This window comes from Pseudomonas sp. So3.2b, assembly GCF_019464415.1.
Lineage (GTDB): Bacteria > Pseudomonadota > Gammaproteobacteria > Pseudomonadales > Pseudomonadaceae > Aquipseudomonas > Aquipseudomonas shahriarae.
Genome location: NZ_CP080494.1, coordinates 5934436 through 5959473, shown reverse-complemented (window position 1 = coordinate 5959473; position 25038 = coordinate 5934436). Strand labels below are relative to the sequence as shown.

Genomic DNA, 25038 nt, shown 5'->3' with positions numbered 1-25038 from the left:
AAACCCCTGTGAGAGCTGGCTTGCCTGCGATAGCGGTGGGTCAGCTCCCACATTTGTATTGCGGTGTTAACTCACTCCGGAGTCGTTATGGTTGACCGGCACGACTACGTCGCCCTCGAATGGGTCAAGGGCGAGATCGCCGACACCCTGAAGCAGGCCCGTGCGGCACTGGACGCCTTTGCCGACGACGCCAGCGAGCAAGCCCTCGCGCAGTGCCTGGAGGGCATTCATCAGGTCCACGGCGCCCTGCAGATGGTCGAGTTCTACGGCGCGGCACTGCTCGCCGAAGAAATGGAGCACCTGGCCCAGGCCCTGCAAGCCGGGCACGTCAGCCAGCGCGAAGAAGGCATCCGCCTGCTGCAACAGGCCCTCGGGCAACTGCCGTTGTACCTGGACCGTGTGCACAGCGCCCGGCGCGACCTGCCCCTGGTAGTGTTGCCGCTGCTCAACGACCTGCGCAGCGTGCACGGCAAAAGCCTGCTCTCGGAAACCAGCCTGTTCAGCCCGCAACTGCTGGTGATCGCCCCGCTGCCCGATGACGCTCTGGCCCAGCGGGCACCGGCCGACTTTGCCGAGCAACTGCAGCACTGGCGGCAAATGCTGCAACAGGGCCTGGCCGGGCTGCTGCGTGAAGACCACGGCCCGAGCAACCTGGAAGACATGGCACGGGTCTTCGCCCAACTGGAAGCACTGTGTCACGGCGCGCCATTGCTGCCGTTGTGGCAAGTCACCTCGGCGCTGGCCGAAGGCATGCTCACTGGCGTGATCGCCAATAGCCCGGCATTGCGCAGCCTGCTCAAGAGCTGCGACAAGGTGCTCAAGCGCCTGCAAACCCAGGGCATCGAAGGGATCAACAGCCCGGCACCGGACCAGTTGCTCAAGAGCCTGCTGTTTTATATCGCCAAAGTCACCCGGCCGACGCCGCGCATGCAAAGCCTCAAGGAACGCTACGGCCTGGATGAAGCCTTGCCCGACAGCACCGTGGTCGATGCCGAGCGCGCGCGCCTGGCCGGGCCGGACCGCAATGCCATGGGCTCGGTGCTCGGCGCGTTGTGTGAGGAGTTGGTGCGGGTCAAGGAACGCCTGGACCTGTTTGTGCGCAGTGACCGCCAGCACATCGCGGACCTCGACAGCCTGTTGGCGCCCTTGCGCCAGATCGCCGATACCCTGGCGGTGCTTGGCTTTGGCCAGCCGCGCAAAGTCATCATCGACCAGTTGGCGGTGGTCCAGGGCCTGGCCCAGGGGCAGCGCGAGCCCAACGACGCGGTGTTGATGGATGTCGCCGGGGCCCTGCTTTATGTCGAAGCGACCCTGGCCGGGATGGTCGGCACTGTCGAGCCGCAAAACCGTGAAGACAGCCGCCTGCCCACCACCGACCTGACCCAGATCCACCAGTTGGTGATCAAGGAATCGTGCCAGTGCCTCAAGCAGGCGCGGGAGTTGATCATTGACTGCCTTGAGGCGCAATGGGATACACAACGTCTGGAATCCCTGCCAGAGCTGCTGACCCAGGTGCGTGGCGCCCTGGCAATGATTCCGCTGCCCCGTGCGGCGAGCCTGATGCGTGGTTTTAATGACTACGTGGATGAGCAGTTGATGGTCCAGGACACTGCGCCCTCTGCGGCACAACTCGAGCATCTTGCCGACGTGCTCACCAGCCTGGAGCACTACCTCGAACGCATGCTCCAGGACCCGGACGCGCCCGGCGAACGCGTCTTGGACATCGCTTACGAAGGCCTCGCGGCGCTGGGTTACGCGCCGCTGCAGGCCCAGCAGACCTGGCGCCAGGAGCGCTCGGCGTTGAGCGATGAAACCACGGATAACACCCAGACACTGGCACAGGCGCTCGCCAGCCCGACGCCGCGCCTCAACCCGCCGGCACTGCAACGCCCGGGCAGCCTGTTGCCGCCACCGGCCGACGAAGAGTCGGTGGATGATGAACTGCGCGAAGTGTTCCTGGAAGAAACCGCCGAAGTATTGGAAGTGCTGCAGCGCTTGATACCCCAAGGCGCTGCCAGCCTCGAAGACAAGACCGCCCTGAGCGATATGCGCCGTGCCTTCCATACCCTCAAGGGCAGTGGGCGCATGGTGCGAGCCCTGGTGCTGGCGGAGCTGGCGTGGGCCGTGGAAAACCTGCTGAACCGCGTGCTCGAGCGGGTGGTCGCGCCGGGTGCCGAGGTCCAGGCCGTACTGGATGATGTGCTGGTGCTCTTGCCGGCGCTGATCGCCGAGTTCGCCGCCGACGCCCAGCGCCAGCGCGATGATGTCGACCTGCTTGCCGCGCGCGCCCATGCCCTGGCCAGTGGCGCGCCGTTACCCGAAGCCATGGAGCCGGACGACAGCGCACTCGACCCGCTGCTGCTGGAAATTTTCCGCAACGAAGCGCAGAGCCACCTGGATAGCCTCAACCAGTTCTTGCACCAGGCCACCGAACAGATGCCGCTGCCCGTCAGCGATGAGTTGCAACGCGCCCTGCATACCCTCAAGGGCAGCGCCTACATGGCGGGGGTGCTGCCCATCGCCGAACTGGCGCGGCCGTTGGACCACCTGACCCGTGAATACAAGGCCCATCGCTTGCCGTTGGACCTGGATGAAATCGAACTGCTGCTGGAGGGCGAAGCCTTGTTCCAGCGCGGCCTGCGCCAGTTGGACAGCGATCCTTTGGTGCCCATCAACGGCGCAGCCGACTTGATCAAACGCACCCAGGCGCACCTCGACAGCCATCTCGAAGCGGTGCTCAATGCGCCGAGCGCCGGCCTGCGGGTCAAGCGCGACCCACACTTGATCAGCAACTTCCTGGCCCAGGGCATGGACATCCTGCTCGACGCCGAAAGCCTGCTGCGGCGCTGGCAGCAACACCCTGGCGAGCGCCAGGAACTCAGCGCATTGCTGGACGAGCTGACCACCCTGGGCGAGGGCGCGCATCTGGCCGACCTGCACCCGATGGATGAGCTGTGCGAAGCCTTGCTCGACCTCTATGGCGCAGTGGAAGAGAGCAGCCTGGCGGTCAGCGAGCGGTTTTTCCAGGAGGCCGAGCAGGCCCATGAAGCCCTGATCAATATGCTCGACCAACTGGCCGCCGGCCAGGAAGTCAGCCCGGCGCCGGCGCGCATGAAAGCCTTGCGCGAGTTGCTCGATGAAGGGCTGGACCCCAGCGCCACAGGCCTGATCAAAACCGACGGCAGCCGCGCATTGAGCATTGCCGAACTGGGTGCGGCCACCACGCAGTTGCAACAGGACTGGGCGGTGGACGATGAAATCGTCGAGATTTTCCTTGAGGAAGCGGTGGATATCCTCGACAGCGCCGGGCAATCCCTCAAGCGCTGGTTGCTGGAGCCCGACGGCGTGGCGCCGCTGTCGTCCCTGCAACGGGACCTGCATACCCTGCGCGGCGGCGCGCGCATGGCCGAAATCGGCCCGGTGGGCGATCTGGCCCAGGAGCTGGAAAGCCTTTACGAAGGCCTGGTGGACCGGCGCTACAGCTACTCCGGTGAAATAGCGCAAGTGTTGATGGACAGCCACGAACACCTGGCCTTGCAGTTGGAGCAGTTGCAAGAGCAGCAACCCCTGAGCGACTCCAACGCCCTGATCAGCCGCTTGCGCGAGGTGCGCCAGAACGCTGCGCCGGTCGCGGCGCCCACTGCACCCGAGGCGCAGGGGGCCGGCAGTGATCCCGAGCTGCTGGATATCTTTCTTGAAGAAGCGGCCGACATCCTCGACAGCTCCGGCGCCGCGCTGTTGCGCTGGCAGGCCGAGCCCCAGGGCCGTCAGGAAGTCGAGACCCTGCTGCGCGACCTGCACACCCTCAAGGGCGGCGCGCGCATGGTCGAAATCGGCCCGATCGGTGACCTGGCCCATGAGCTGGAGTTTCTCTACGAAGGCCTGTCGGCGGGCTTGCTGGCGCCCACCAGCGAGCTGTTCGCGCTGCTGCAAGGCTGCCATGACCGTCTGGCGCAGATGGTCGAGGCGGTGGCGGCGGGGTTGCCGGTCGGCTCGGTGGAACGCCTGATCGAACGCATCAAAAGCCTGGTCCAGCCCAGCGAAGACCAGGCGGTACCGGTCGCCATGGTCGCCAGCAAACCGGAAGCGCCGGCAGCCAGCGAGCCGGGCGCGGACATGGTGAAAATCTCTGCCGAGCTGCTGGATGATCTGGTCAACCTGGCCGGTGAAACCTCGATTTTCCGTGGGCGTATCGAGCAGCAGGTCAACGATGCCCGCGCCGCCCTCAGCGAGGTGGAAACCACCATCGAGCGTATGCGCGACCAACTGCGCCGCCTCGATACCGAGACCCAGGGGCGCATCCTCAGCCGTCAGCACGCCGAAACCGAGCGCCTGGGCTATGAAGAATTCGACCCGCTGGAAATGGATCGTCATTCTCAGTTGCAACAGTTGTCCCGTGCGTTGTCCGAGTCAGCCTCGGACCTGCTGGACCTCAAGGAGACCCTCGACCAGCGTAACCAGGACGCGCAAAACCTGTTGCAGCAACAGGCGCGGATCAACACCGAGTTGCAAGAGGGCCTGATGCGCACGCGCATGGTGCCGTTCGAGCGCATGCTGCCGCGCCTCAAGCGTATCGTGCGGCAAGTGGCCGGCGAACTGGGCAAGGACGTGGAATTCGTGGTCGGCAATGCCGAGGGCGAGATGGACCGCAACGTGCTGGAACGCATGGCCGCGCCCCTGGAGCATATGCTGCGCAACGCCGTCGACCATGGCCTGGAATCGCGGGATGCGCGGTTGTTGGCGGGCAAGCCGGAGAAGGGCCGGATCACCCTGGACCTGAGCCACGAAGGCGGTGACATCATCTTCGACATGCGTGACGACGGTGCGGGCGTGCCTCTGGATGCGGTGCGGCGCAAGGCGATCAAGCGCGGCCTGCTGGACCCGGAGATGGAGATCAGCGATCGCGACGTGTTGCAGTTCATCTTGCAGCCGGGCTTCTCCACCGCCGAAAAAATCACCCAGATTTCCGGGCGCGGCGTGGGCATGGACGTGGTGCATGAAGAAGTGCGCCAACTGGGCGGCAGCATGGTGATCGACTCCACACCGGGGCAGGGCGTGCACTTTCGCATTCGCCTGCCGTTTACCGTGTCGGTCAACCGGGCATTGATGGTGCAGTGTTTTGAGGATCAGTACGCGATTCCGCTGAACACCATCCAGGGCCTGGTGCGCGTGCTGCCCAATGAGCTGGAAGGGCATTACCAACTGGACCCGCCGGTGTATGAATACGCCGGCCAGCACTACGAGTTGTATTACCTGGGCGAGTTGCTGCACACCGTGGCCCGGCCCAAGCTGCTGGGGCAAAGCCAGCCGCTGCCGGTGCTGCTGATGCAGTGCAACGAGCGGTACATTGCGGTGCAGGTGGACGACATGGCCGGTACCCGGGAAATCGTGGTCAAGGGCCTCGGCCCGCAGTTTGCGGCGGTGCAGGGGCTGTCGGGGGCGACCATCCTCGGCGATGGCCGGGTGGTGTTGATCATCGACCTGCTGGCGCATATCCGCGCCCTGGCCCCGGCCTTGCCGGCCCAGGCGGCGGACACCGCATTGGCGGTCAACGAGCCGCAGAAAAAACAGCGGTTGCTGGTGCTGGTGGTGGACGATTCGGTGACCGTACGCAAAGTCACCAGCCGCCTGCTGGAACGCAACGGCATGAACGTACTGACCGCCAAGGACGGCATCGACGCCATCGCCTTGCTTGAAGAACACACCCCCGACCTGATGTTGCTGGACATCGAAATGCCGCGCATGGATGGTTTTGAAGTGGCGATCCAGGTGCGCAACGACCCGCGGCTCGCGCGCCTGCCGATCATTATGATCACCTCGCGCACCGGCCAGAAACACCGCGACCGGGCCATGGCGATTGGCGTCAACGACTACCTTGGCAAGCCCTATCAAGAGTCGGTGTTGCTCGAAAGCATCGCCTACTGGAGCCCGAAACATGCTTGACCACCGCACCAGTCAACTCACCGGCTTGCTGCTGCCCCTGGCCGACCGCCACCTGTTGCTGCCCAACGTGGCGGTGGCCGAGCTGATCGACTTCCAGCGCGGCGAACCGGCCAGCGACGCCCCGCCGTGGTACTTGCGGCCAGTGACCTGGCGCGACCAGCAACTGCCCCTGATCAGCTTTGAAGCGGCCTGCGGTGGCACCAGCGTCGTCAGCGAACGCGCACGAATCGTCGTGCTCAACGCCCTGGGCGGGCGCCCGACATTGAAGTTTATTGCGCTGGTGATCCAGGGCATTCCCCGCTCGTACAAGCTCGACAGCCAACTGAGTTATGTGGACGTCCCCCTGTCGCCGCTGGAACTGGCGGCGGTACAGGTCGGCGAGCATGTGGCGAAAGTACCGGACCTGATGGGGCTGGAAGCGCTGCTGGTCGAAGCTGGCCTGGCCTGAACCCCCGTTCTCAGCACCTCTGAAGACCCAATGTGTGGAGACCTCCCACAGCTAGCTGCGCACGAAAGCTTGAAGCAGGCCGTAATCGTTCAGATCGGCTGCGCGCAGTGCCTGGATGTAGCGCATACGGACTTCATTGGCGGCGATCAGGTTAGCGCTTCCCCAGGAGAAAAGTGCGAGCCCTTGTTGTCTGAGCAGGCAGTCAGCCATCAAGCGCGCGTGGCGACCGTTGCCATTGGGGAATGGGTGCAGTGAAACCAGTTGGTGATGGAAGCGGACAGCAACCTCTTCGCACGGGAATACATCGTGTTCCAGCCAATACGTTGTGTTGTCTAGAAGGTGACGTAGGTTGACTGAAATCTTCGTCCAGTCGCAGCCGATATTTTTGTCGGAGTGCCTGAATGTCCCAGCCCATTTCCATGTATCACTGAACATTCTGACGTGGAGTTGACGGCAGAAATGTTCATTCAAGACATCAAGCTTGTTTTGTCGCCCCAGCCAACGCATTGCCTTGAGGATGTTTGCAGCTTCCCATTCATCCAGCTCGCCTTGGGTGGTGATGTGCCTAGGCTTGAGCCCTGCTACTTCGTCGGGATCCAGGGGTGTTTGGCCGGGTTTCAGCTCAAGTACTATCGCCACAATCGAGCCCATGAGCCGCGGAGCAATTCCATACGGCGAGCGGCCACCTGACGCTCGACGAACGTATCTGACGGGCGCTGGTTTTCGAGGCCCATCGTATGAGCGACACCCATCACTTCTTGCCTGGCCAGTACCTCGGCGCGCGCCTGCACCATCTCGCGCAGCGGTTTTCTTGGCACCAGAGCGTAAACAAGCTCACAGTCCAGACCTGCCGCCAACTTACGCAACTGGGCGAGTGTGATGCGATCATCGGCTTCGGCCTGCTCCGACTGCTGCAACGTCGCAAAGGCAACGCCAAGCAGGGCTGCCTGGGACCTCAGCGATCGGCCCAATGATTCTCTGATCGAGCGCAGCCATCCTCCAGGCGGGGTGGATTTACCGCTTAGTGTTTCAAACGGCTCCAGGGCCTTTTCTACTTGGGCAAGGCGCAGTTCGTTGAGTGAGGAGGAGGTCATGGGGGCACCCGTATTTGCCTATCAGATGTTCACACCGCGAAATTGCGGATGTGTTTGCATCGTTGATCTTAATTTATCGAATGCCTATAGGCATACATTTTCAGGCTATATGTATGCCTATAGGCAGTCAATATTGAATGTTTTGTATGTCTATAGGCATTCATTTTTAGTGTGGGCAAGAGGGTTCGGATACAAAAGGCTAGTGAGGCGATGTCCGAGCAACAACCCCCAAAACCTGTAGGAATGATCGTGCGGCATGATGCCTTCAGATTTTTCCCGCACGTTTACGCGCCGCCCATGAACTTGTCGCTCGCCGCCTTCGCGCCTAGGCTTGGTCGGTCATCGCAAAAAACGGTGACACGGACGTGCAAGTCCGGTTACATATCGGCGCACCAACGCCCATAGCCATTCAACGGGCGTTTTTTTTGCCTGCTGTGTTTGTTATGGCGGCTGTGCGTGGGAGACCTTCGGGTCTGCCGGGGGCCGATATGCCCGGTCTTGCACACCTGCGCACAGCTGCCACCCGATTTGCGTGCAAGCAAGTGGTGTCAGTCTCCTTCACATATCGGAGATGTTCACCATGATCAAACCCACCCCCAACCCACCTACCTCATCCAGTATCTTCACCGTCAACCCACACCAGAACACCGAAACCCTGCTGGTCAACGCCAGCGAAACCCTCGCCTCCCTCAACGCCCTGACCTGCGCCCTGGCCTTTGAGCTCAACGGCGCCCAGCGCGGCGTACTCCTGGCCATCCAACAAATGACCGAACTGGGCCAACTGCTGGTCGAGCGTGCGCTGGAGCAAATATCGCCTGCGGCCGCTGCGTAAAACTTGATCAGTCCCAGAAAGGGACCGTTCGTTCCCTTTTTGGGACTGATGCCTGCTCGGGTAAAGCCCCACGTAAACCCGCCGATAACCCGAGGAGTCTTTCGGTGGAAGCAACAACACAATGTGGCTATTTGACGTATTTGCCTGGCTGTATAACCTCACCCCGTTTACCGGTGCTTTGCTGTTGTGGTTCCTGGTGTTGGTGCTCACTGCCTGCGCGACGATGAAGTACCCGACACGGCGCGGCAAGCTCGTAGGCTTCGGGATTTCGGTGGTGGGCGCGGTGTTTATTCTGGGGTACCTGGAAACCCTCGTGCTCAACGCCACAGGCAAAGAAATCAAGGGTGTTGTGATCAACCTAGTGGTCATGAGCCTCGGCGGTTTGGGCTCGGGCCTGCTTGCGGTGGCCATTTCGAAAAGGCCAAGCAAGGCCGAAATTGAACAGAGCCTTACAAGCATCCGGAACTGGGGCCTGACGGTTTTTGAATACCTGTTCGTGTTTATCCTGGTGTGTTCACTGGTGTTGGCTGCTATCTGCCTGCTCTTGTGGCTCCTGGATTGGCCCGTGGTGTCGGGGCAGGAAGTCACTGGCCTGTTGCTGGCTTTCCTGGGCGCAGCGTCGGGCTGTGCGATCGTCTCCTATTTGCGTCGGTTGATGAAGTGGGAACAGCTGGGCGTGGCCGCGTTGTTTGGGCTGTTGCTGTTTCTGCTGCCCGTGTACGTGCAGGCGATTTGGGGGCTGGTGAGCTGGAGCCTGGCGGCGGTGCTGGGGTTCCATGGCGTAGCGGGCATTGCGATGGGCTGGACCGTGTGGCGCCAGCGCAGGGAATGGCGGCGCTCCTGACCGTTACTCCAACCGTAACAGTCCACCACCGAGCTTGATTGATACCCCCCCGATTCACTCCTATGGTGAGCTCCACGACAGCGAACCCGTGGAGCGATCATGACAACAACAATAACCCCCGACTCGCGCTGGACGCGGCGCCGCGACGAGAAGCGGCGCCGGCTCGGGCTGGTGCAGGCGTTTGCCGATGGGGCGGTGCTGCCCAGCGACCGGATCGTCGAGGCCCTGCAAGCCCTGATCCTGCCCGGCGACCGGGTGGTGCTGGAAGGCAATAACCAGAAGCAGGCTGACTTTCTTTCGCGCTCCCTGGCCAAGGCCGACCCGGCCGTGCTCCATGACTTGCACATGATCATGCCCAGCGTCGGGCGTTCCGAGCACCTGGACCTGTTTGAAAAGGGTATCGCACGCAAACTCGATTTCTCGTTTGCCGGCACCCAATCCCTGCGCATCAGCCAGCTCCTTGAAGATGGCCTGCTGGAAGTCGGCGCGATCCACACCTACATCGAACTCTATGCGCGACTGGTCGTAGACCTGATCCCCAACGTGGTGCTGTCCGCCGGCTTTATGGCCGACCGCGCCGGCAATATCTACACCGGCCCCAGTACCGAAGACACCCCGGCGCTGATCGAACCGGCGGCCTTCAGCGATGGCATCGTCATCGTGCAGGTCAACCAATTGGTCGACGACGTCAGCGACTTGCCCCGTGTGGACATCCCGGCCAGTTGGGTGGATTTCGTGGTGGTGGCCGACAAACCCTTCTATATCGAACCGCTGTTCACCCGTGACCCCCGGCATATCAAGCCGGTGCATGTGTTGATGGCGATGATGGCGATCCGTGGCATCTACGAAAAACACAATGTGCAGTCGCTGAACCATGGCATTGGTTTCAACACTGCCGCGATTGAACTGATCCTGCCGACCTACGGCGAGTCCCTGGGCCTTAAAGGCAAGATCTGCCGCAACTGGACCCTCAACCCGCACCCGACGCTGATCCCCGCCATCGAAAGTGGCTGGGTCGAAAGCGTGCATTGCTTCGGCACCGAACTGGGCATGGAAAACTACATCGCCGCGCGCCCGGATGTGTTCTTCACCGGTCGCGACGGCTCGTTGCGCTCCAACCGGATGTTCTGCCAACTGGCGGGGCAATACGCGGTGGACCTGTTTATCGGCGCCACCTTGCAGGTGGATGGCAACGGTCATTCGTCCACCGTGACCCGTGGCCGGCTCGCCGGGTTTGGTGGCGCGCCGAATATGGGCCATGACCCGCGCGGGCGCCGCCACGGCACCCCGGCCTGGCTCGACATGCGCCATGACGACGCCCCCGAAGCCTTGCTGGAACGCGGCAAAAAACTGGTGGTGCAAATGGTCGAGACCTTCCAGGAGGGCGGCAAACCGACCTTCGTCGACACCCTCGACGCGGTGGAAGTGGCGCGCAAAAGCGGCATGCCCCTGGCGCCGATCATGATTTACGGCGACGACGTGACCCACTTGCTCACCGAAGAAGGCATCGCCTACCTGTACAAGGCGCGCTCCCTGGAAGAGCGCCAGGCGATGATCGCGGCGGTCGCCGGGGTGACTGCCATCGGCTTGCGCCACAACCCCAAGGACACCGCGCGCATGCGCCGCGAAGGCCTGATCGCCTTGCCCGAAGACCTCGGCATCCGCCGCACCGATGCCACCCGCGAACTGCTGGCGGCCAAAAGCGTGGCCGACCTGGTGGACTGGTCCGGTGGCCTGTACAACCCGCCCGCCAAGTTCAGGAGCTGGTAAATGCACGCACTCAAACTGCACACACTGACCCTGGCCGAGCAACTGGCGGACCTGGCGGTCGAGGCGCTGATCGACGAAGCGGACCTGTCGCCCAAACCGGCGCTGGTGGATCGGCGCGGCAATGGCGCCCATCAGGATCTACACCTGGGCCTGATGCACGCCTCGGCGCTGTCCCTGTGGCCGGCCTTCAAGGAAATGGCCGAAGCGGCGATTGCCCTGGGTGAAATTGGCCTGCCGCTGCGCGAAGCCCTCGGCCGTATCGGCCGCGAAGGCGAGCAGGCGATGCTCGCCACTACCCAGGGCGTGAACACCCACCGTGGCGCGATCTGGGCCCTCGGTCTGCTGGTGGCCGCTGCCGCGCTGGACCCCACCTCCCGTCACGCCAGTGCCCTGAGCCTGCGGGCTGCGCGCCTGGCCCTGCTCAATGACCGTTTTGCACCGCAACCGCTCAGCCACGGCGCGCAAGTCGCGCAACGCTATGGCGTGCGTGGCGCCCGCGAAGAAGCGCAACTGGGCTTCCCGCCGTGCTGCAACGCGGCCTGCCGCAACTGCATGCAAGCCGCCTGCAGCACCACGGCGAGCAGAACGCGCGCCTCGACGCACTGTTGGCGATCATGACCCAACTGGCCGACACCTGCGTGCTCTACCGCGCCGGCACCGACGGCCTGCAGGCCATGCAACTAGGCGCCCAGGCCGTGTTGGATGCGGGCGGCAGCGCGAGCCTGGCGGGGCGGCGTCGCCTCAATGAATTGGACCAGCAACTGCTGGCGCTGAATGCTTCCCCCGGTGGCGCCGCCGACCTGTTGGCCGCGTGCCTGTTTATCGACCGCATCGAGTCTTGCGACGGAGCGTTTTGATGGAAACCCTATCCTTTGAATTCCCCGCCGGGCAGCCGCCCAAAGGCCGTGCGCTGGTGGGTTGCGTCGGTTCCGGCGACCTTGAAGTGTTGCTGGAACCAGGCACGGCGGGCACCTTGAGCATCCAGGTGCAAACCTCGGTCAACGGCGCCGAGCAACGCTGGCAGCACCTGTTCCAGCGGATCTTCCAGGAACAGACCCCACCGGCCTTGAACATTCAGATCCACGATTTTGGCGCCACCCCCGGCGTGGTGCGTTTGCGCCTGGAGCAAGGTTTCGAGGAGCTTGGCCATGACTGATTTACTCAATAGGCACAGCTTCGTCGAACTCGGTGCCCGCCAGCGGGCCAAGGCCTTGCTGGATGCCGGCAGCTACCGTGAACTGATCGACCCGTTCCAGCGCGTGATGTCGCCGTGGTTGAGTCGCCAGGGCGTGGTGCCGCAGGCCGACGATGGGGTGGTGATCGCCAAGGGCACGCTCGACGGCCTGCCGCTGGTGATTGCGGCCATCGAAGGCAACTTCCAGGGCGGCAGCCTGGGTGAAGTGGGCGGCGCGAAAATCGCCGGCGCCCTGGAACTGGCCGCCGAGGACAACCGCAACGGTATTCCCACGCGTGCGGTGCTGCTGCTGGAAACCGGCGGCGTGCGCTTGCAGGAAGCCAACCTCGGGCTGGCGGCGATTGCCGATATCCACGCCGCGATTGTCGACCTGCGCCAGTACCAGCCGGTGATCGGCGTGGTGGCCGGCAGCGTGGGCTGTTTTGGCGGCATGTCCATTGCCGCTGGCCTGTGCAGTTACTTGCTGGTGACCCGCGAAGCACGCCTGGGCTTGAACGGCCCACAAGTGATCGAACAGGAAGCCGGCCTTGAGGAATACGACTCCCGTGACCGGCCCTTTATCTGGAGCCTGACCGGCGGCGAGCAGCGCTTCAACAGCGGCTTGGCCGACCGTTATGTGGCGGACGATGTGGCGCAGATCCGCCAGCAGATCAGTGAACTGTTGCAGCAAGGTTTGCCGGCAGCGCCGCGCAGCCGCCAGGCCGACTATTACCTGGCGCGCCTGGCTGCGTTGGACGCCGAACCGCAGATCGAACCGGCCACGGTTCGCGACCTGTATCAGGGAGAACGCCCATGAGAGGCTTGCAGTGGTTCAATGCATTGAGCGCCGGCGCAGCGCCAGTGGCGGGTTTGCCGGCGTCGTTGAAAGTCGCCGATGGGGTACTCGGCGAGCATGCCGTACGCTTTATCGCGGTGGTGCCGGATGCTGCCAACCGCTTCCCCCGGGCGCGCCAGGGTGAAGTCGGTCTGCTGGAAGGCTGGGGCCTGGCCAAGGCGGTGGATGAAGCCATCGCCAGCGGCGATCAACGCCCGATTGTTGCCATCGTCGACGTGCCCAGCCAGGCCTATGGCCGTCGCGAAGAAGCCCTGGGCATCCATCAAGCCCTGGCGGCGGCGGCAGACAGTTATGCCCGCGCGCGCCTGGCCGGGCACCCGGTGATCGGGTTGCTGGTGGGCAAGGCCATGTCCGGGCGTTTCTCGCCCATGGCTACCAGGCCAATCGCCTGATCGCCCTGCGCGACCCTGGGGTGATGGTGCACGCCATGGGCAAAGCCTCGGCGGCGCGGGTGACCCTGCGCAGCGTCGAAGAACTGGAAGCCCTGGCCGCCAGCGTGCCGCCCATGGCCTATGACATCGACAGCTATGCCAGCCTCGGCTTGCTCTGGGAAACCCTGACGGTCAGCCAGATCGAACAGCCGACCGTCGACGACCTGGCGCGGGTCAGGGATTGCCTGGTGCAGGCGATCAAGGATGTGCAGAACAGCGGCGTGCGCGATTTGCGCGGGCGCCTGGGCGCCGCCAACCGTGCCGCGTCCAGCCATGTGCGCCAACTGCTGCGGGAACAATGGTGAACGCCCACGACTTGCTCTGGGGCATGACCCCGGCGCACCTGCCTGCTGACGCACCGGCCTGGGTCCTGGCGGTGATCGGGGCGGGGCATCCGGTGGTGGTACGCCGGGCGCTGGTCGATCCGGGCTACGTGGCGGTGGGGGTGCGTGGGCGTTTGCGCGAGCAGCGTTTTGCGGCCGTGATGCCCTGGCGGCTGTGCAACGGCGAGTGACACCCGAGGCCCTGCGCGGGGTGATTTCGCCCCGGAATCTACCGGCGTTGCGCGCCCTCGATCAACTGCGGCCGGTGCTGGCGCAAGAGGCTTGGGGCGTGACCGGCAGCGCGGGGTTCGAGTTGGCCACGGGCATTGAAGCGCTGCATGCCCAGAGCGATCTGGACCTGCTGCTGCGCACTCCCGAGCGTCTTGATCGCGGCGATGCCGAGGGTCTGTTGGCGATTCTGAACACCGCGCCGTGTGCCGTGGACCTGCAATTGCAAACCCCTTATGGCGCTGTCGCCTTGCGCGAATGGGCCGGCCCCGCGCAACGGGTGCTGCTGAAAAACGCCAGCGGTGCGCACTTGGTCAGCGACCCTTGGCAGGCGGTGGCATGAGCAGCCTCTTGGTGTTTCCGGGGCAGGGCGCCCAGCGTCCGGGCATGCTCCAGCAACTGCCCGCCAGCGTCCTGGATGAGGCCAGTGATGCGTTGGTCGAAGATGTGCGCCAGCTCGATTCGGCGCACGCCCTGGCCAGCACCCGCGCTGTGCAACTGTGCCTGCTGATCGCCGGCGTGGCCCATGCCCGGCAATTGCAACGCATCCCGGATTACGTGGCGGGTCTGTCCATCGGGGCCTATCCGGCGGCGGTGATCGCGGGCGCCCTGGAGTTTGCCGATGCGCTCCGGCTGGTCAGCCTGCGCGGTGAACTGATGCAGCACGCTTATCCACAGGGCTATGGCATGACCGCACTGATCGGCCTGGAGTTATCCACCGTCGAAAGCGTGCTCGCCGAGGTCCACAGCACGCAAACCCCGGTGTACCTGGCCAATATCAATGCCGACAACCAGTGCGTGATTGCCGGCAGCGATACCGGCATGCAGCGTGTCGCGGATCGTGTCAAAGGCCAGGCCGTGGCCAAGCGCCTGGCCGTCAGCGTGCCGTCCCACTGCGCTCTGCTGGAGCAGCCGGCCGAGGCCCTCGCCGAGGCATTCGCCAAGGTTGCGCTCCATGCGCCGGCCATCACTTACCTGAGCAGTACCCGGGCGCGGCCGATCCGTGATCCCGCGCAGTTGCGCGACGACCTGGCGTTCAACATGTGCCGCATCGTCGATTGGCGCGGCACCGTGCAAAGCGCCTATGAGCGTGGTGTACGCCTGCAGATCGAACTGCCACCGGGCGCAGTCCTCACTGGCCTGGCGCGGCGTGTGTTTGAGCAAGGCACCGTGATCGCCTTCGAAGGCGCGCGCCTGGACACCTTGCAGGCCCTGCTGGAACAGGAGGGCCGCCACCACCGATAAAGCGTGAGCTTGGCTTTCGAAGCACAAAAACAACAATTTCGATCAAGCATCAAGAGGACTACCAGCATGATTATTTACGGTGTGGCGTTTCTGGCCTTGTGTACCCTTGCAGGCTTGTTTGTCGGCGAGCTGTTGGGCAAATGGATGGGCATTCCGGCCAACGTCGGCGGGGTGGGAATCGCGATGTTGCTGCTGATCGGCCTGGGCAGTTACCTCGGCAAGCGTGGCCTGTTTACCGGCAAATCCGAGCAGGGCGTGAGCTTCTGGGCGGCGGTGTACATTCCCATTGTGGTGGCCATGGCAGCCCAGCAAAACGTGTATGGCGCGATCAGTGGCGGCCCCATGGCGATCCTCGCCGGTGCTAGTGCGGTGGTGGTGGCATTTGCCCTGGTGCCGGTGCTGGTACGCATCGGCAACCGTGAGCCGGATGCGGTCGTTCCCACCAAGTCGGCAGGGTGAGCGCCATGTACGAATCCTTGATGAAAGTCATCACCGGCTACGGCCTGATCAGTGGTTTTGCGGTGATCGGCCTGACCATGTGGGTGTCCTACTGGATCAGCGACAACTTCACCAAAGGCCGCCTGCATGGCTCGGCCATCGCGATCCTGCTGGGGCTGGTGTTGTCCTATGTGGGCGGTGCGTTTACCGGCGGGGCCAAGGGCGTGGTGGATATCCCGCTGCTGTCGGGCATCGGCCTGCTGGGCGGGGCGATGCTGCGGGACTTTGCCATCGTCGCCACCGCGTTTGGTGTGAGCGTCGATGAACTCAAACGTGCCGGGTATGTGGGGGTGCTGGCGTTGTTTGTCGGTGTCGGTTCGTCATTTATCGCCGGCGTCGGGGTGGCCATGGCGTTTGGTTATACCGATGCGGTGAGCCTGACCACCATCGGCGCGGGTGCTGTGACCTATATCGTCGGGCCGGTGACCGGGGCGGCGATTGGCGCCAGTTCCGAGGTGATGGCACTGTCGATTGCGGCGGGGTTGATCAAGGCCATTTTGGTGATGGTAATGACCCCGTTCGTCGCGCCGCTGATCGGCCTGAACAGCCCGCGCAGTGCGGTGATCTTTGGCGGGTTGATGGGCACCTCCAGCGGTGTGGCTGGCGGGTTGGCGGCGACTGATCCGAAGCTGGTGCCTTATGGCTGCCTGACGGCGGCGTTTTATACGGCGCTGGGGTGTTTGTTGGGGCCTTCGTTGTTGTTTTTGATGATGCGGGGGTTGGTGGGGTAGGGCACAACATTTCGATTGAATGATCGGGCCTCATCGCGGGCAAGTCGCACCGCCGCCCCCGCATTTTGATGTGTGAATACATTCAAATGTGGGAGCTGCGGTGCGACGATTCGACTTGCCTGCGATGGCGGTTTCAAATTTGCCGATTGGCATACATCCGACACTCCGCCAACAACGCCAGCAAGTTCGGATCACGCTCCTTGGCCTTCAAGAACACCACGCCAATGTGCTGCTGCAACCGGTAGCGTGGCTGCAACGGGATCAGCTTGACCCGGTTCTCATACACCGCCGCAATCCTCCCCGGCAGCAGCGCATAGCCAACGCCCGAGCTGACCATGCTCAGCAGGGTGAAGATGTCGTTGACCTGCATCGCCACCTTCGGCTCGAAGCCCGCCTGCTTGAACACCCGCGCACCGTCCTGGTGGGTGGCGAAGCCTTGGGTCAGGGTGATGAAGGTGGCGTCGCGCACCTGGGCCAGATCGATTTCCTGTTCGCGGTCCAGGGGCGAGTCGGCGGGGGTGGCGAGGAAGATGTCGTCGGAAAACAGCTGAATCTGCGCGCAGTCCGGCTCGACGGCCTGGTCGTCGAGGGAGATCAGGATCGCATCCACTTCCATGTTCTTGAGCTTGTACATCAGGTCGACGTTGGAGCCCAGGATCAGGTCGATATTCAGCTCGCTGCGCCTGATTTTCAGGCCCATGATCAGTTGCGGCACGGTCTTGACCGTCAGTGAATACAAGGCGCCGAGCTTGAAACGTTCGGCAGAGAAACCGGCGGCTTCGCGGGTCAGGCGCACGCTGTCGACCACCTCTTGCACCAGCTTCTGTGCGCGTTCTTCGAGGACGTAGGCGCTTTCCAGCGGGGTGAGGTTGCGCCCTTCGTGTTTGAACAGCGGGCAACGCAGGGCGTTTTCCAGGGAGTGGATGGCCCGGTGCACGCTGACATTGCTGGTCTGCAACTCGGCGGCGGCGCGGGCCAGGTTGCCGGTGCGCATGAAGGCCAGGAAGATTTCCAGTTTCTTGAGGGTGAATTCTTCGTCGATCAGCATGGCGATGACTCTTATTCGAATGCGTTCGATTGTGCCCGCAAAACCCCGCTGCTCCCAGCCATGTAGCGCCATCTGTACCGCAGTCGTCATAACGGTCTTGCACTCTCGTCTGGCAGGCCTGAGCCTTATGGGGTAGACGCAGCAGTTTTGGAGGTCGGCGACACATGTATCACGGAGAACGATTCAACGCCTGGAGCCATTTGCTCGGCGCCGTGGCAGCCTTTATCGGCGCGGTGTGGATGTTGGTGGTGGCGAGTATGGACGGCAGCCCGTGGAAGATCGTCAGCGTGGCGATCTACGGGGTTACGCTGCTGGTGCTGTACAGCGCCTCGACGGTGTATCACAGCGTGCGCGGGCGCAAGAAAGCGATCATGCAGAAGGTCGACCACTTTTCGATCTACCTGCTGATCGCTGGCAGCTACACGCCGTTTTGCCTGGTGACCCTGCACGGGCCGTGGGGCTGGACGCTGTTCGGGATTGTCTGGGGGCTGGCGGTGATCGGGATCCTGCAGGAGATCAAGCCGCGTTCCGAGGCGCGCATATTGTCGATTGTGATTTATGCGGTGATGGGCTGGATTGTGTTGGTGGCGGTCAAACCGTTGATTGCCGCGCTGGGCATGGACGGGTTTATCTGGCTGGCGTCGGGTGGGGTGTTGTACACGGTGGGGATTATCTTTTTTGCCCTGGAACACCGGTTAAGGCATTCCCATGGGATCTGGCACTTGTTTGTGATTGGCGGCAGCCTGCTGCATTTTGTGGCGATCATGCGCTACGTGCTCTGAAACTGTAGCCGCTGGCTTGTGTGGGAGCTGGCTTGCCTGCGATAGCATCACTGCGGTTTAACTGATGAACCGAGGCGCCTGCATCGCAGGCAAGCCAGCTCTCACAAAAGCCCAGTCCCACATGGGTTTTGTGGTGTTTTAGAGACGGTCTAACTGCTCCTGGGCACGGCTGCCAAAGATCTCCAACAGGCTCGCCAACATATGCGGCGGCGGTTCGTCGGCGCGGGTCAGGGCATACAGGGTGATGGGCAGCGGCGGGGCCAGGGGGCGGATGCAGGTGCTGTCGGTGGATGCACCCAGCGCGGTGAAAGGGTCGATCACCGCCAGGCCGGCGCCGGATTCGACCATGGCGCGGGCCAGGGAATAGGTCTGCACCGAGATCCGCACGCGCGGCGGCGGCTCGACCGCTTCCAGGTAGCTATCGAGCCGCGCCGACAGTGGGTCGGCACTCGACAGGCCAATCAACGGCGCGCCCGCCAGGGCCATCAAGGGCAAGGGCTTGCCCAGTTCCGCTGCCGGCCAGAAGCCCCGTGGCGCCAGGGCCACCAACACGCCGTGGGCCAATGCCTGGGCCTTGAGCCCCGGATGGTCCGGGGACTTGAGGGTCAGCGCCACATCCATCTCGCGCATCAACAGGTTTTGCACCAGCTCACGGCTGTGGGCGCTGGACAGTTCGCAGGCGATGTCCGGGTAGCGCTGGGTCCATTCGCCAATCGCTGGCGGCAGCAGCGACAAGGCCAGGGCTGGCGTGGCGCCGATGCGCAGGCTTTGGCCGGGTGCGCGCCGCAGGTTCTGCGCCAGGCGCCGCACGCCTTGCAGGCTTTCGCTGACCTTATCGACTTCGCGCTCCAGGGCCAGGGCTTCCGGGGTGGGCTGCAGCTTGCCGCGGATGCGCAGGAACAGCGGGAAGCCCAATTGCAGCTCGGCATGTTGCAGCACCTTGGTCACCGCCGGTTGCGAGACATGCAGCAACTGCGCGGCGGCGCTGACCGAGCCGGTCTGGCGGATGGCCTGGAAGATTTCGATATGACGCAAGCGCATGACGAGTCCATAACCTTTGTTTATAGGTGGCCCATCTTTATTCATTGTCCGGCGCCTGTCACCTGCCCCTACCCTTGGACGCTCATTACAACGCTTGGGAATCGACATGGCTCAGCAGGTTTGCATCATTGGCGGTGGGGTCATCGGTCTGGCGAGTGCCTATGCCCTGGTGCGCGCCGGCATGGACGTGACGGTGGTCGAGGCCCGCGACAGCCTGGGCAGCGAGACCAGCTTTGCCAATGGCGGCCAGTTGTCCTATCGCTACGTTGCGCCGCTGGCGGACAAAGGTGTGCCGCTGCAAGCCATTGGCTGGCTGCTGCGCGGTGATTCACCCTTGAAGCTGCGCCCGCGCCTGGACCCGGCGCAATGGCGTTGGATGGCCTCGTTCCTCGGCGCCTGCCGGGCTTCGGTAAACAAGCGCAATGCCGGCCACTTGTTGCGCCTGGCCAGCCTGAGCCAGGGCATCTTGCAGCAGTGGCGCGAAGAAGACGGGCTGGACGGTTTCGACTGGAAACGCAACGGCAAGCTGGTGACGTTTCGCAGCCACCACACGTTTGAACACGCTCGCAATAAGGTGCTCGATCGCCTGCAACAGCAAGTGCTGTCGGCGGCCGATTGCACGCGCCTGGAACCGACCCTGGGGGCCACGGATTTTGTTGGGGGCATCTACACACCCAATGAAGAAGTGGCGGATTGTCATGGCTTCTGCCAGCAATTGGCGGCACGCCTGGAAGCGTCGGGTCGTTGCCGGTTTGTGCTGGGGCGCAAAGTCACGGGCATCCGCCATGCCAACGGCACGGTGCAGGCGATTGAGTTGGGTGGCGAGGTGATGCCGGTGCAGCACCTGGTGCTGGCGGCGGGGGTGCGCAGCCCCGAGTTGGCCTTGCCGGGCATTGCGTTGCCGCTGTATCCGCTCAAGGGCTACAGCCTGAGCGTGCCGATTGGCGAGCAGCACGCCGCACCGAAAATCAGCATCACCGACTATGACCGCAAGATCGTCTACGCGCGGATCGGTGAGCAACTGCGGGTGGCGGCGATGGTCGACATCGTCGGCTTTGATACGGGCCTTGAGCCCAAGCGCCTGGCCCTGATCAAGCGCCAGGCCAGTGAGACGTTCCCCTTGGCCGGCGATTACAGCCAGGCCATCGAATGGGCCGGCATGCGCCCGGCCACCCCCAGCGGCGTGCCGCTGATTGGCGTCAGTGTGTACCGCAACCTGTGGCTCAACCTTGGCCATGGCGCCCTGGGTTTCACCCTGGCCTGTGGCAGCGGCCAGCTGTTGGCCGAACTGATCGGCCGGCATACCCCTTCCATTGATATGCAGGGCCTCGCGCCCCGCGCCGCATAGGACACTGCAATGACCATCACCCGGATCAACAGCAATAGTCGCCTGTCGGGCGCCGTGACCTACCAGGACCTGGTATTCCTCTCCGGCCAGGTGCCGGGCGAGGGCCAGGACGTCGCCACCCAGACCCAAGAGGTGCTGGCCAAAATTGATGCGCTGCTGGCCGAAGCCGGCAGCGACAAGGATCATCTGCTCAACGCGACGATCTACCTGAAAAACATTCAGGAGGGCTTTGCGCCGATGAATGATGTCTGGTCCGCCTGGCTCACGCCCGGCCAGGCACCGACCCGCACCACCCTGCAGGCGGAGCTGGCACGCCCGAGTGTGCTGGTGGAAATCAGCGTCATCGCTGTGCGCCGCCCATAACAAGAAAACCAACGGAGAATAACAATGCAAAAAATCACGTTGATCGGCACTGCGCTGGGGCTGTTGTTGACTGCCCAGGCCCAGGCCAATGAAGCGCCGCTGACGGGCACCCTGGCCAAGGTCGCGAACGCCAAGAGCATCACCCTGGGCTATCGCGATGCGTCGGTGCCGTTTTCCTATGTCGGCGACCATACCGGCAAGCCCATGGGTTACTCGGTGGACCTGGCGAGCAAGATTGTCGAGCGTATCCAACAGAAGACCGGCGTGCCCCAGCTCAACGTGAAGTACAACCTGGTCACCTCCCAGACCCGTATTCCGTTGGTGATCAACGGTACCGTTGACCTGGAGTGCGGCTCCACCGGGGTGACGGCCGAGCGGCAGAAGCAGGTGGCGTTTTCCTATGGCTTTATCTATGTGAAGGGCCAGTTGCTCACTGCCAAGGACAGCGGTATCCAGCGCTTCGCCGACCTGCGCGGCAAGAATGTGGTGACCACTGCAGGCACCACCAACGAGCGCTTCCTCAAGAGCTACAACCACGAGCATAAGCTGGATATGTCGGTGATCAGCGCCAAGGATCACGGCGAAGCGTTCCAGATGCTGCAATCGGGCCGGGCCGTGGCGTTTTATATGGACGATGCGTTGCTCTACGGCGAGCGCGCCAAGGCCAAGGACCCGCACAAGTGGGTGGTGGTGGGCGAGGAGCAATCGCGGGAAATCTACAGCTGCATGGTGCGCAAGGACGACCCGCAGTTTCTGGCGGTGGTCAACGAGACCCTGGGCGAGCTTTACAGCTCGGGGGAAATCAATGGGATCTACCAGCGCTGGTTTGAACAGCCGATCCCGCCGAAGGGCTTGAACCTGGAATTCCCCATGACCAGCGAGCTGAAGGCGATTATTGCCAAGCCGGTCAGCGATCCGGTGGAGTAACCCACCCATCCCGATGTGGGAGCTGGCAAGCCAGCTCCCACCGTTTTGATTGGGTTTGCACAGTGGGGTTAGAAGTCGCCCCACAGTTGTTGCGCAACGGATAGCGCAACTACGGGCGCGGTCTCGGTGCGCAATACTCGCGGGCCCAGGCGTGCGGCGTGGAAGCCAGCATTTTGCGCGCTCTGGACTTCGCCATCGGTCAAGCCTCCCTCCGGGCCGATCAAAAACGCCAGGCTCGACGGTTTGGCATGACTCACCAGTGGCTCGGCCACCGGGTGCAGCACCAACTTCAAATCCGCCTCAGCCTGTTTCAACCAGTCGGCCAGCAACAACGGTGGGTGAATCACCGGCACCGTGGAGCGCCCGCATTGCTCGCAGGCGCTGATTGCGACCTGGCGCCAGTGCAGCAGGCGCTTGTCGGCGCGTTCGTCCTTGAGGCGCACTTCGCAGCGCTCGCTGAAAATCGGTGTGATGGCGTTGACCCCAAGCTCGGTGGCTTTCTGGATGGCCCAGTCCATGCGCTCGCCACGGGACAAGCCCTGACCCAGATGAATGTGCAAAGGCGACTCCACCTGGCCGGCGAAGGCTTCAGTCAGTTGCACCTTCACGCGTTTTTTCCCGACTTCCAGCAGGCTGCCGCGAAATTCCTGGCCAGAACCGTCGAACAGTTGCACGGCATCGCCTTCGTTCATGCGCAGCACGCGGCTGATGTAGTGCGCCTGGGCCTCGGGCAACTCGTGGTCGCCAAGGCTCAACGGGGTATCGGTGAAAAAGCGGGACAGTCTCATTTCTGTTCTCGGGAAAATGCAAAACCTGTGGGAGCCGGGCTTGCCCGCGATGCGGCAGGCCAGGCGCCAGATTAATGGGGTGGGTTCAATCAGCCGGGGTCGCGAAAGCCTGGGTGGAAGTCCTTGGGTACGGCCACGCTGACTGTGCTGTTGGTGGCGATATCAATGCCTTCAGTGGCCACTTCAGCGAGGAAGTCGATCTGTTCCGGGGTAATCACGTACGGCGGCAGGAAGTACACCACACTGCCCAGCGGGCGCAGCAATGCGCCGCGTTCCAGGGCGTGCTCGAACACCTTCAGGCCGCGCCGCTCCTGCCAGGGGTAGGCGGTCTTGGTGGCCTTGTCCTGGACCATCTCGATGGCCAGCACCATGCCGGTCTGGCGCACTTCCGACACATGGGGGTGGTCCACCAGGTGCGCGGTGGCCGTGGCCATGCGCTGGGCCAGGGCCTTGTTGTTCTCGATGACGTTGTCTTCTTCGAAGATATCCAGGGTCGCCAGGGCCGCCGCACACGCCAACGGGTTGCCGGTGTAGCTGTGGGAGTGCAGGAACGCGCGCAGGGTCGGGTAGTCGTCGTAGAAGGCGCTGTACACATCTTCGGTGGTGACCACGGCGGCCAGCGGCAGGTAGCCACCGGTCAGGGCCTTGGACAGGCACAGGAAGTCGGGACGGATGCCCGCCTGCTCACAGGCGAACATGCTGCCGGTGCGGCCGAAACCCACGGCGATTTCGTCGTGGATCAGGTGCACGCCATACCGGTCGCAGGCTTCGCGCAGCAGCTTGAGGTACACCGGGTGGTACATGCGCATGCCACCGGCGCCCTGGATCAGCGGCTCGACGATCACCGCGGCGACGCTGTCGTGGTGGTCCGCCAGGGTCTGTTCCATGGCCTGGAACATGTTGCGCGAGTGTTCTTCCCAGCTCATGCCTGTGGGGCGCTGGTAGCAGTCCGGGCTGGGCACCTTGATGGTGTCCAGCAGCAGGGCCTTGTAGGTCTCGGTGAACAGCGGCACATCGCCTACCGACATCGCGGCGATGGTTTCGCCGTGGTAGCTGTTGGTCAGGGTGACAAAGCGCTTTTTATTCGGCTGGCCGCGGTTGAGCCAATAGTGAAAGCTCATCTTCAACGCGACTTCGATGCACGACGAGCCATTGTCGGCATAGAAGCAGCGAGTCAGGCCTTCGGGGGTGAGCTTGACCAGGCGCTCGGACAGCTCGATCACCGGCTGGTGGCTGAAACCGGCGAGGATCACGTGCTCCAGTTGGTCCACTTGGTCCTTGATGCGCTGATTGATACGCGGGTTGGCGTGGCCGAACACATTGACCCACCACGAACTGACCGCATCGAGATAGCGCTTGCCTTCGAAGTCTTCCAGCCATACGCCTTCACCGCGCTTGATCGGCACCAGCGGCAGTTGCTGGTGGTCTTTCATCTGGGTGCAGGGATGCCACAGCACGGCGAGGTCGCGTTGCATCCACTGGTTATTCAAGCCCATCTTTTAGTCTCCTCGAAGCGCTGCCACTGCCTGCGCAGGCAAAACAATCGCGCAAGCCTATGCAATGGTGGGCTGTGTCACAACCCATGGGCGGTGAATTGGCAGTAAATGTAGGACGGTCTGTCACGTTTGTGCTGAATAGTCCTTAATCCCTAGTTAATTTACTGTTCATAGGCTCAATATCGGATAAGTCGATCTTTTGAAGCGAAATTTTCCGCTTTATGTCGATAAGTAAAACGCTAGTCTTGGGCACGGCTCTTACGGGATTTGGGGAATGCAACTACGAAACACATCGACCCGCTACGGCTGGGTCAGCATCGTTATCCACTGGAGTGTGGCGCTGGTGGTGTTTGGTTTGTTCGCGCTGGGCCTGTGGATGGTCGGCCTCGACTACTACAGCCTGTGGCGCAAAGACGCCCCGGACTTGCACAAAAGCATCGGTATTACGCTATTCGCCGTGATGCTGGTGCGGATTGTCTGGCGCCTGCTCAGCCCGCCGCCGCCCGCACTGGCCAGCTATAGCCGCATGACACGTATAGGCGCGGCGTTTGGCCATGGGTTCCTGTACGTCGGCTTGTTTGCCGTGATGATTGCCGGTTACCTGATTTCCACCGCAGACGGTGTCGGGATCCCGGTGTTTGGCCTGTTTGAAATTCCTGCCGTGGTTTCCGGTCTACCGGACCAGGCAGACGTAGCCGGCCTGGTGCATTTTTACCTGGCCTGGGTGCTGGTGGTGTTTGCCGGCCTGCATGGCGTGGCCGCGTTGAAACACCACTTCATTGATCGTGACGCGACCCTGGTTCGTATGCTGGGGCGCAAAGCCTGATG

The 25038-nt window shown here is 63.0% G+C and carries 21 protein-coding genes and 3 pseudogenes; 18 read left to right on the top strand and 6 right to left on the bottom strand.

Going from position 1 to position 25038, the window contains the following annotated elements; genetic code table 11:
• The first annotated feature begins 87 nt into the window (after positions 1 to 87).
• Together K1X80_RS26975 and K1X80_RS26970 are read left to right on the top strand one after the other, a co-directional pair.
• A complete protein-coding gene (locus K1X80_RS26975; RefSeq protein ID WP_169989449.1) occupies positions 88 to 5943 on the top strand; it encodes an Hpt domain-containing protein in 5856 nt (1951 codons plus the stop codon).
• Positions 5936 to 6391, top strand: a complete 456-nt coding sequence (locus K1X80_RS26970) for a chemotaxis protein CheW (protein WP_057440365.1) — start codon at positions 5936 to 5938, stop codon at positions 6389 to 6391. Before K1X80_RS26975 ends, K1X80_RS26970 begins: the two co-directional genes overlap by 8 nt.
• Before the next feature lie 51 nt (positions 6392 to 6442).
• On the opposite strand, the gene K1X80_RS26965 is transcribed toward K1X80_RS26970, so the two are convergent.
• Both K1X80_RS26965 and K1X80_RS26960 read right to left on the bottom strand, forming a co-directional pair.
• A complete protein-coding gene (locus K1X80_RS26965; RefSeq protein WP_162947776.1) occupies positions 6443 to 7042 on the bottom strand; it encodes a mobile mystery protein B in 600 nt (199 codons plus the stop codon).
• On the bottom strand, positions 7021 to 7485 hold the full coding sequence (locus K1X80_RS26960) for a mobile mystery protein A (protein WP_057440363.1): 465 nt from the start codon (positions 7483 to 7485) through the stop codon (positions 7021 to 7023). The genes K1X80_RS26965 and K1X80_RS26960 overlap by 22 nt, the downstream gene beginning before the upstream one ends.
• A 580-nt stretch (positions 7486 to 8065) precedes the next feature.
• Here K1X80_RS26960 and K1X80_RS26955 point away from each other — a divergent pair.
• The 11 genes and pseudogenes from K1X80_RS26955 (at position 8066) to madM (ending at position 16417) form a co-directional block, all read left to right on the top strand.
• Complete coding sequence (locus K1X80_RS26955; RefSeq protein WP_057960971.1) at positions 8066 to 8317, top strand: DUF6124 family protein; 252 nt, start codon at positions 8066 to 8068, stop codon at positions 8315 to 8317.
• Positions 8318 to 8438: 121 nt separating this feature from the next.
• Positions 8439 to 9161, top strand: a complete 723-nt coding sequence (locus tag K1X80_RS26950) for a hypothetical protein (protein WP_200659948.1) — start codon at positions 8439 to 8441, stop codon at positions 9159 to 9161.
• A 99-nt stretch (positions 9162 to 9260) separates the two neighbouring features.
• Positions 9261 to 10931, top strand: a complete 1671-nt coding sequence (gene mdcA, locus K1X80_RS26945) for a malonate decarboxylase subunit alpha (RefSeq protein WP_220172588.1) — start codon at positions 9261 to 9263, stop codon at positions 10929 to 10931.
• Positions 10932 to 11788 (top strand): annotated as a pseudogene (locus K1X80_RS26940) (triphosphoribosyl-dephospho-CoA synthase).
• Complete coding sequence (locus K1X80_RS26935; RefSeq protein ID WP_057960874.1) at positions 11788 to 12087, top strand: malonate decarboxylase subunit delta; 300 nt, start codon at positions 11788 to 11790, stop codon at positions 12085 to 12087. Before K1X80_RS26940 ends, K1X80_RS26935 begins: the two are co-directional and overlap by 1 nt.
• Complete coding sequence (locus K1X80_RS26930) at positions 12080 to 12922, top strand: biotin-independent malonate decarboxylase subunit beta (protein ID WP_120734281.1); 843 nt, start codon at positions 12080 to 12082, stop codon at positions 12920 to 12922. The genes K1X80_RS26935 and K1X80_RS26930 overlap by 8 nt, the downstream gene beginning before the upstream one ends.
• Positions 12919 to 13697: pseudogene (mdcE, locus tag K1X80_RS26925) on the top strand (biotin-independent malonate decarboxylase subunit gamma). Before K1X80_RS26930 ends, mdcE begins: the two are co-directional and overlap by 4 nt.
• A pseudogene (locus K1X80_RS26920) lies at positions 13691 to 14286 on the top strand (malonate decarboxylase holo-ACP synthase). The pseudogenes mdcE and K1X80_RS26920 overlap by 7 nt, the downstream one beginning before the upstream one ends.
• Positions 14283 to 15188, top strand: coding sequence for a malonate decarboxylase subunit epsilon (gene mdcH, locus K1X80_RS26915; protein ID WP_057960870.1), 906 nt, complete (start codon positions 14283 to 14285; stop codon positions 15186 to 15188). Before K1X80_RS26920 ends, mdcH begins: the two are co-directional and overlap by 4 nt.
• Positions 15189 to 15254: 66 nt before the next feature.
• Complete coding sequence (gene madL, locus K1X80_RS26910; protein ID WP_057960869.1) at positions 15255 to 15647, top strand: malonate transporter subunit MadL; 393 nt, start codon at positions 15255 to 15257, stop codon at positions 15645 to 15647.
• Between the two features lie 5 nt (positions 15648 to 15652).
• The gene (gene madM / locus K1X80_RS26905; RefSeq protein WP_057960868.1) at positions 15653 to 16417 is read left to right on the top strand and encodes a malonate transporter subunit MadM; all 765 of its coding nucleotides are present in this window, start codon (positions 15653 to 15655) and stop codon (positions 16415 to 16417) included.
• 133 nt (positions 16418 to 16550) lie between these two features.
• Here the strand turns inward: madM and K1X80_RS26900 are convergent, their stop codons facing one another.
• On the bottom strand, positions 16551 to 17465 hold the full coding sequence (locus K1X80_RS26900) for a LysR substrate-binding domain-containing protein (protein WP_057440356.1): 915 nt from the start codon (positions 17463 to 17465) through the stop codon (positions 16551 to 16553).
• A 164-nt stretch (positions 17466 to 17629) separates the two neighbouring features.
• Between K1X80_RS26900 and K1X80_RS26895 the strand changes: the two genes are divergently transcribed.
• The gene (locus K1X80_RS26895) at positions 17630 to 18247 is read left to right on the top strand and encodes a PAQR family membrane homeostasis protein TrhA (protein WP_057960867.1); all 618 of its coding nucleotides are present in this window, start codon (positions 17630 to 17632) and stop codon (positions 18245 to 18247) included.
• Between the two features lie 138 nt (positions 18248 to 18385).
• On the opposite strand, the gene K1X80_RS26890 is transcribed toward K1X80_RS26895, so the two are convergent.
• Positions 18386 to 19288 (bottom strand): LysR family transcriptional regulator, encoded by a 903-nt coding sequence (locus K1X80_RS26890; protein ID WP_057960866.1) that lies wholly within the window; start codon positions 19286 to 19288, stop codon positions 18386 to 18388.
• A gap of 106 nt (positions 19289 to 19394) precedes the next feature.
• Here K1X80_RS26890 and K1X80_RS26885 point away from each other — a divergent pair, with 106 nt between their 5' ends.
• Genes K1X80_RS26885 through K1X80_RS26875 form a run of 3 tightly spaced genes read left to right on the top strand, consistent with a single transcriptional unit; the run spans position 19395 to position 21926 of the window.
• Complete coding sequence (locus K1X80_RS26885) at positions 19395 to 20636, top strand: D-amino acid dehydrogenase (RefSeq protein ID WP_057960865.1); 1242 nt, start codon at positions 19395 to 19397, stop codon at positions 20634 to 20636.
• Between the two features lie 9 nt (positions 20637 to 20645).
• Positions 20646 to 20999 carry a RidA family protein gene (locus K1X80_RS26880; RefSeq protein WP_057444181.1) on the top strand — a complete coding sequence of 118 codons (354 nt, stop codon included), beginning with the start codon at positions 20646 to 20648 and terminating at the stop codon, positions 20997 to 20999.
• A gap of 24 nt (positions 21000 to 21023) precedes the next feature.
• Complete coding sequence (locus K1X80_RS26875) at positions 21024 to 21926, top strand: transporter substrate-binding domain-containing protein (RefSeq protein WP_057960864.1); 903 nt, start codon at positions 21024 to 21026, stop codon at positions 21924 to 21926.
• 68 nt (positions 21927 to 21994) lie between these two features.
• Here K1X80_RS26875 and K1X80_RS26870 read toward each other — a convergent pair whose 3' ends face one another.
• The gene (locus K1X80_RS26870; protein ID WP_220172587.1) at positions 21995 to 22714 is read right to left on the bottom strand and encodes a 16S rRNA (uracil(1498)-N(3))-methyltransferase; all 720 of its coding nucleotides are present in this window, start codon (positions 22712 to 22714) and stop codon (positions 21995 to 21997) included.
• A gap of 89 nt (positions 22715 to 22803) precedes the next feature.
• Positions 22804 to 24210 carry an adenosylmethionine--8-amino-7-oxononanoate transaminase gene (locus K1X80_RS26865; protein ID WP_220172586.1) on the bottom strand — a complete coding sequence of 469 codons (1407 nt, stop codon included), beginning with the start codon at positions 24208 to 24210 and terminating at the stop codon, positions 22804 to 22806.
• A gap of 274 nt (positions 24211 to 24484) precedes the next feature.
• Here K1X80_RS26865 and K1X80_RS26860 point away from each other — a divergent pair, with 274 nt between their 5' ends.
• Positions 24485 to 25036, top strand: a complete 552-nt coding sequence (locus K1X80_RS26860; RefSeq protein WP_120734276.1) for a cytochrome b — start codon at positions 24485 to 24487, stop codon at positions 25034 to 25036.
• The last annotated feature ends 2 nt before the right edge of the window (positions 25037 to 25038 follow it).

Excerpts from the sequence above, each read along its gene's own strand:
- K1X80_RS26975 (WP_169989449.1), top strand. The coding sequence starts at position 88 with ATGGTTGACCGGCACGACTACGTCGCCCTCGAATGGGTCAAGGGCGAG.
- K1X80_RS26970 (WP_057440365.1), top strand. The coding sequence starts at position 5,936 with ATGCTTGACCACCGCACCAGTCAACTCACCGGCTTGCTGCTGCCCCTG.
- K1X80_RS26965 (WP_162947776.1), bottom strand. The coding sequence starts at position 7,042 with ATGGGCTCGATTGTGGCGATAGTACTTGAGCTGAAACCCGGCCAAACA.
- K1X80_RS26960 (WP_057440363.1), bottom strand. The coding sequence starts at position 7,485 with ATGACCTCCTCCTCACTCAACGAACTGCGCCTTGCCCAAGTAGAAAAG.
- K1X80_RS26955 (WP_057960971.1), top strand. The coding sequence starts at position 8,066 with ATGATCAAACCCACCCCCAACCCACCTACCTCATCCAGTATCTTCACC.
- K1X80_RS26950 (WP_200659948.1), top strand. The coding sequence starts at position 8,439 with ATGTGGCTATTTGACGTATTTGCCTGGCTGTATAACCTCACCCCGTTT.
- mdcA (WP_220172588.1), top strand. The coding sequence starts at position 9,261 with ATGACAACAACAATAACCCCCGACTCGCGCTGGACGCGGCGCCGCGAC.
- K1X80_RS26935 (WP_057960874.1), top strand. The coding sequence starts at position 11,788 with ATGGAAACCCTATCCTTTGAATTCCCCGCCGGGCAGCCGCCCAAAGGC.
- K1X80_RS26930 (WP_120734281.1), top strand. The coding sequence starts at position 12,080 with ATGACTGATTTACTCAATAGGCACAGCTTCGTCGAACTCGGTGCCCGC.
- mdcH (WP_057960870.1), top strand. The coding sequence starts at position 14,283 with ATGAGCAGCCTCTTGGTGTTTCCGGGGCAGGGCGCCCAGCGTCCGGGC.
- madL (WP_057960869.1), top strand. The coding sequence starts at position 15,255 with ATGATTATTTACGGTGTGGCGTTTCTGGCCTTGTGTACCCTTGCAGGC.
- madM (WP_057960868.1), top strand. The coding sequence starts at position 15,653 with ATGTACGAATCCTTGATGAAAGTCATCACCGGCTACGGCCTGATCAGT.
- K1X80_RS26900 (WP_057440356.1), bottom strand. The coding sequence starts at position 17,465 with ATGCTGATCGACGAAGAATTCACCCTCAAGAAACTGGAAATCTTCCTG.
- K1X80_RS26895 (WP_057960867.1), top strand. The coding sequence starts at position 17,630 with ATGTATCACGGAGAACGATTCAACGCCTGGAGCCATTTGCTCGGCGCC.
- K1X80_RS26890 (WP_057960866.1), bottom strand. The coding sequence starts at position 19,288 with ATGCGCTTGCGTCATATCGAAATCTTCCAGGCCATCCGCCAGACCGGC.
- K1X80_RS26885 (WP_057960865.1), top strand. The coding sequence starts at position 19,395 with ATGGCTCAGCAGGTTTGCATCATTGGCGGTGGGGTCATCGGTCTGGCG.
- K1X80_RS26880 (WP_057444181.1), top strand. The coding sequence starts at position 20,646 with ATGACCATCACCCGGATCAACAGCAATAGTCGCCTGTCGGGCGCCGTG.
- K1X80_RS26875 (WP_057960864.1), top strand. The coding sequence starts at position 21,024 with ATGCAAAAAATCACGTTGATCGGCACTGCGCTGGGGCTGTTGTTGACT.
- K1X80_RS26870 (WP_220172587.1), bottom strand. The coding sequence starts at position 22,714 with ATGAGACTGTCCCGCTTTTTCACCGATACCCCGTTGAGCCTTGGCGAC.
- K1X80_RS26865 (WP_220172586.1), bottom strand. The coding sequence starts at position 24,210 with ATGGGCTTGAATAACCAGTGGATGCAACGCGACCTCGCCGTGCTGTGG.
- K1X80_RS26860 (WP_120734276.1), top strand. The coding sequence starts at position 24,485 with ATGCAACTACGAAACACATCGACCCGCTACGGCTGGGTCAGCATCGTT.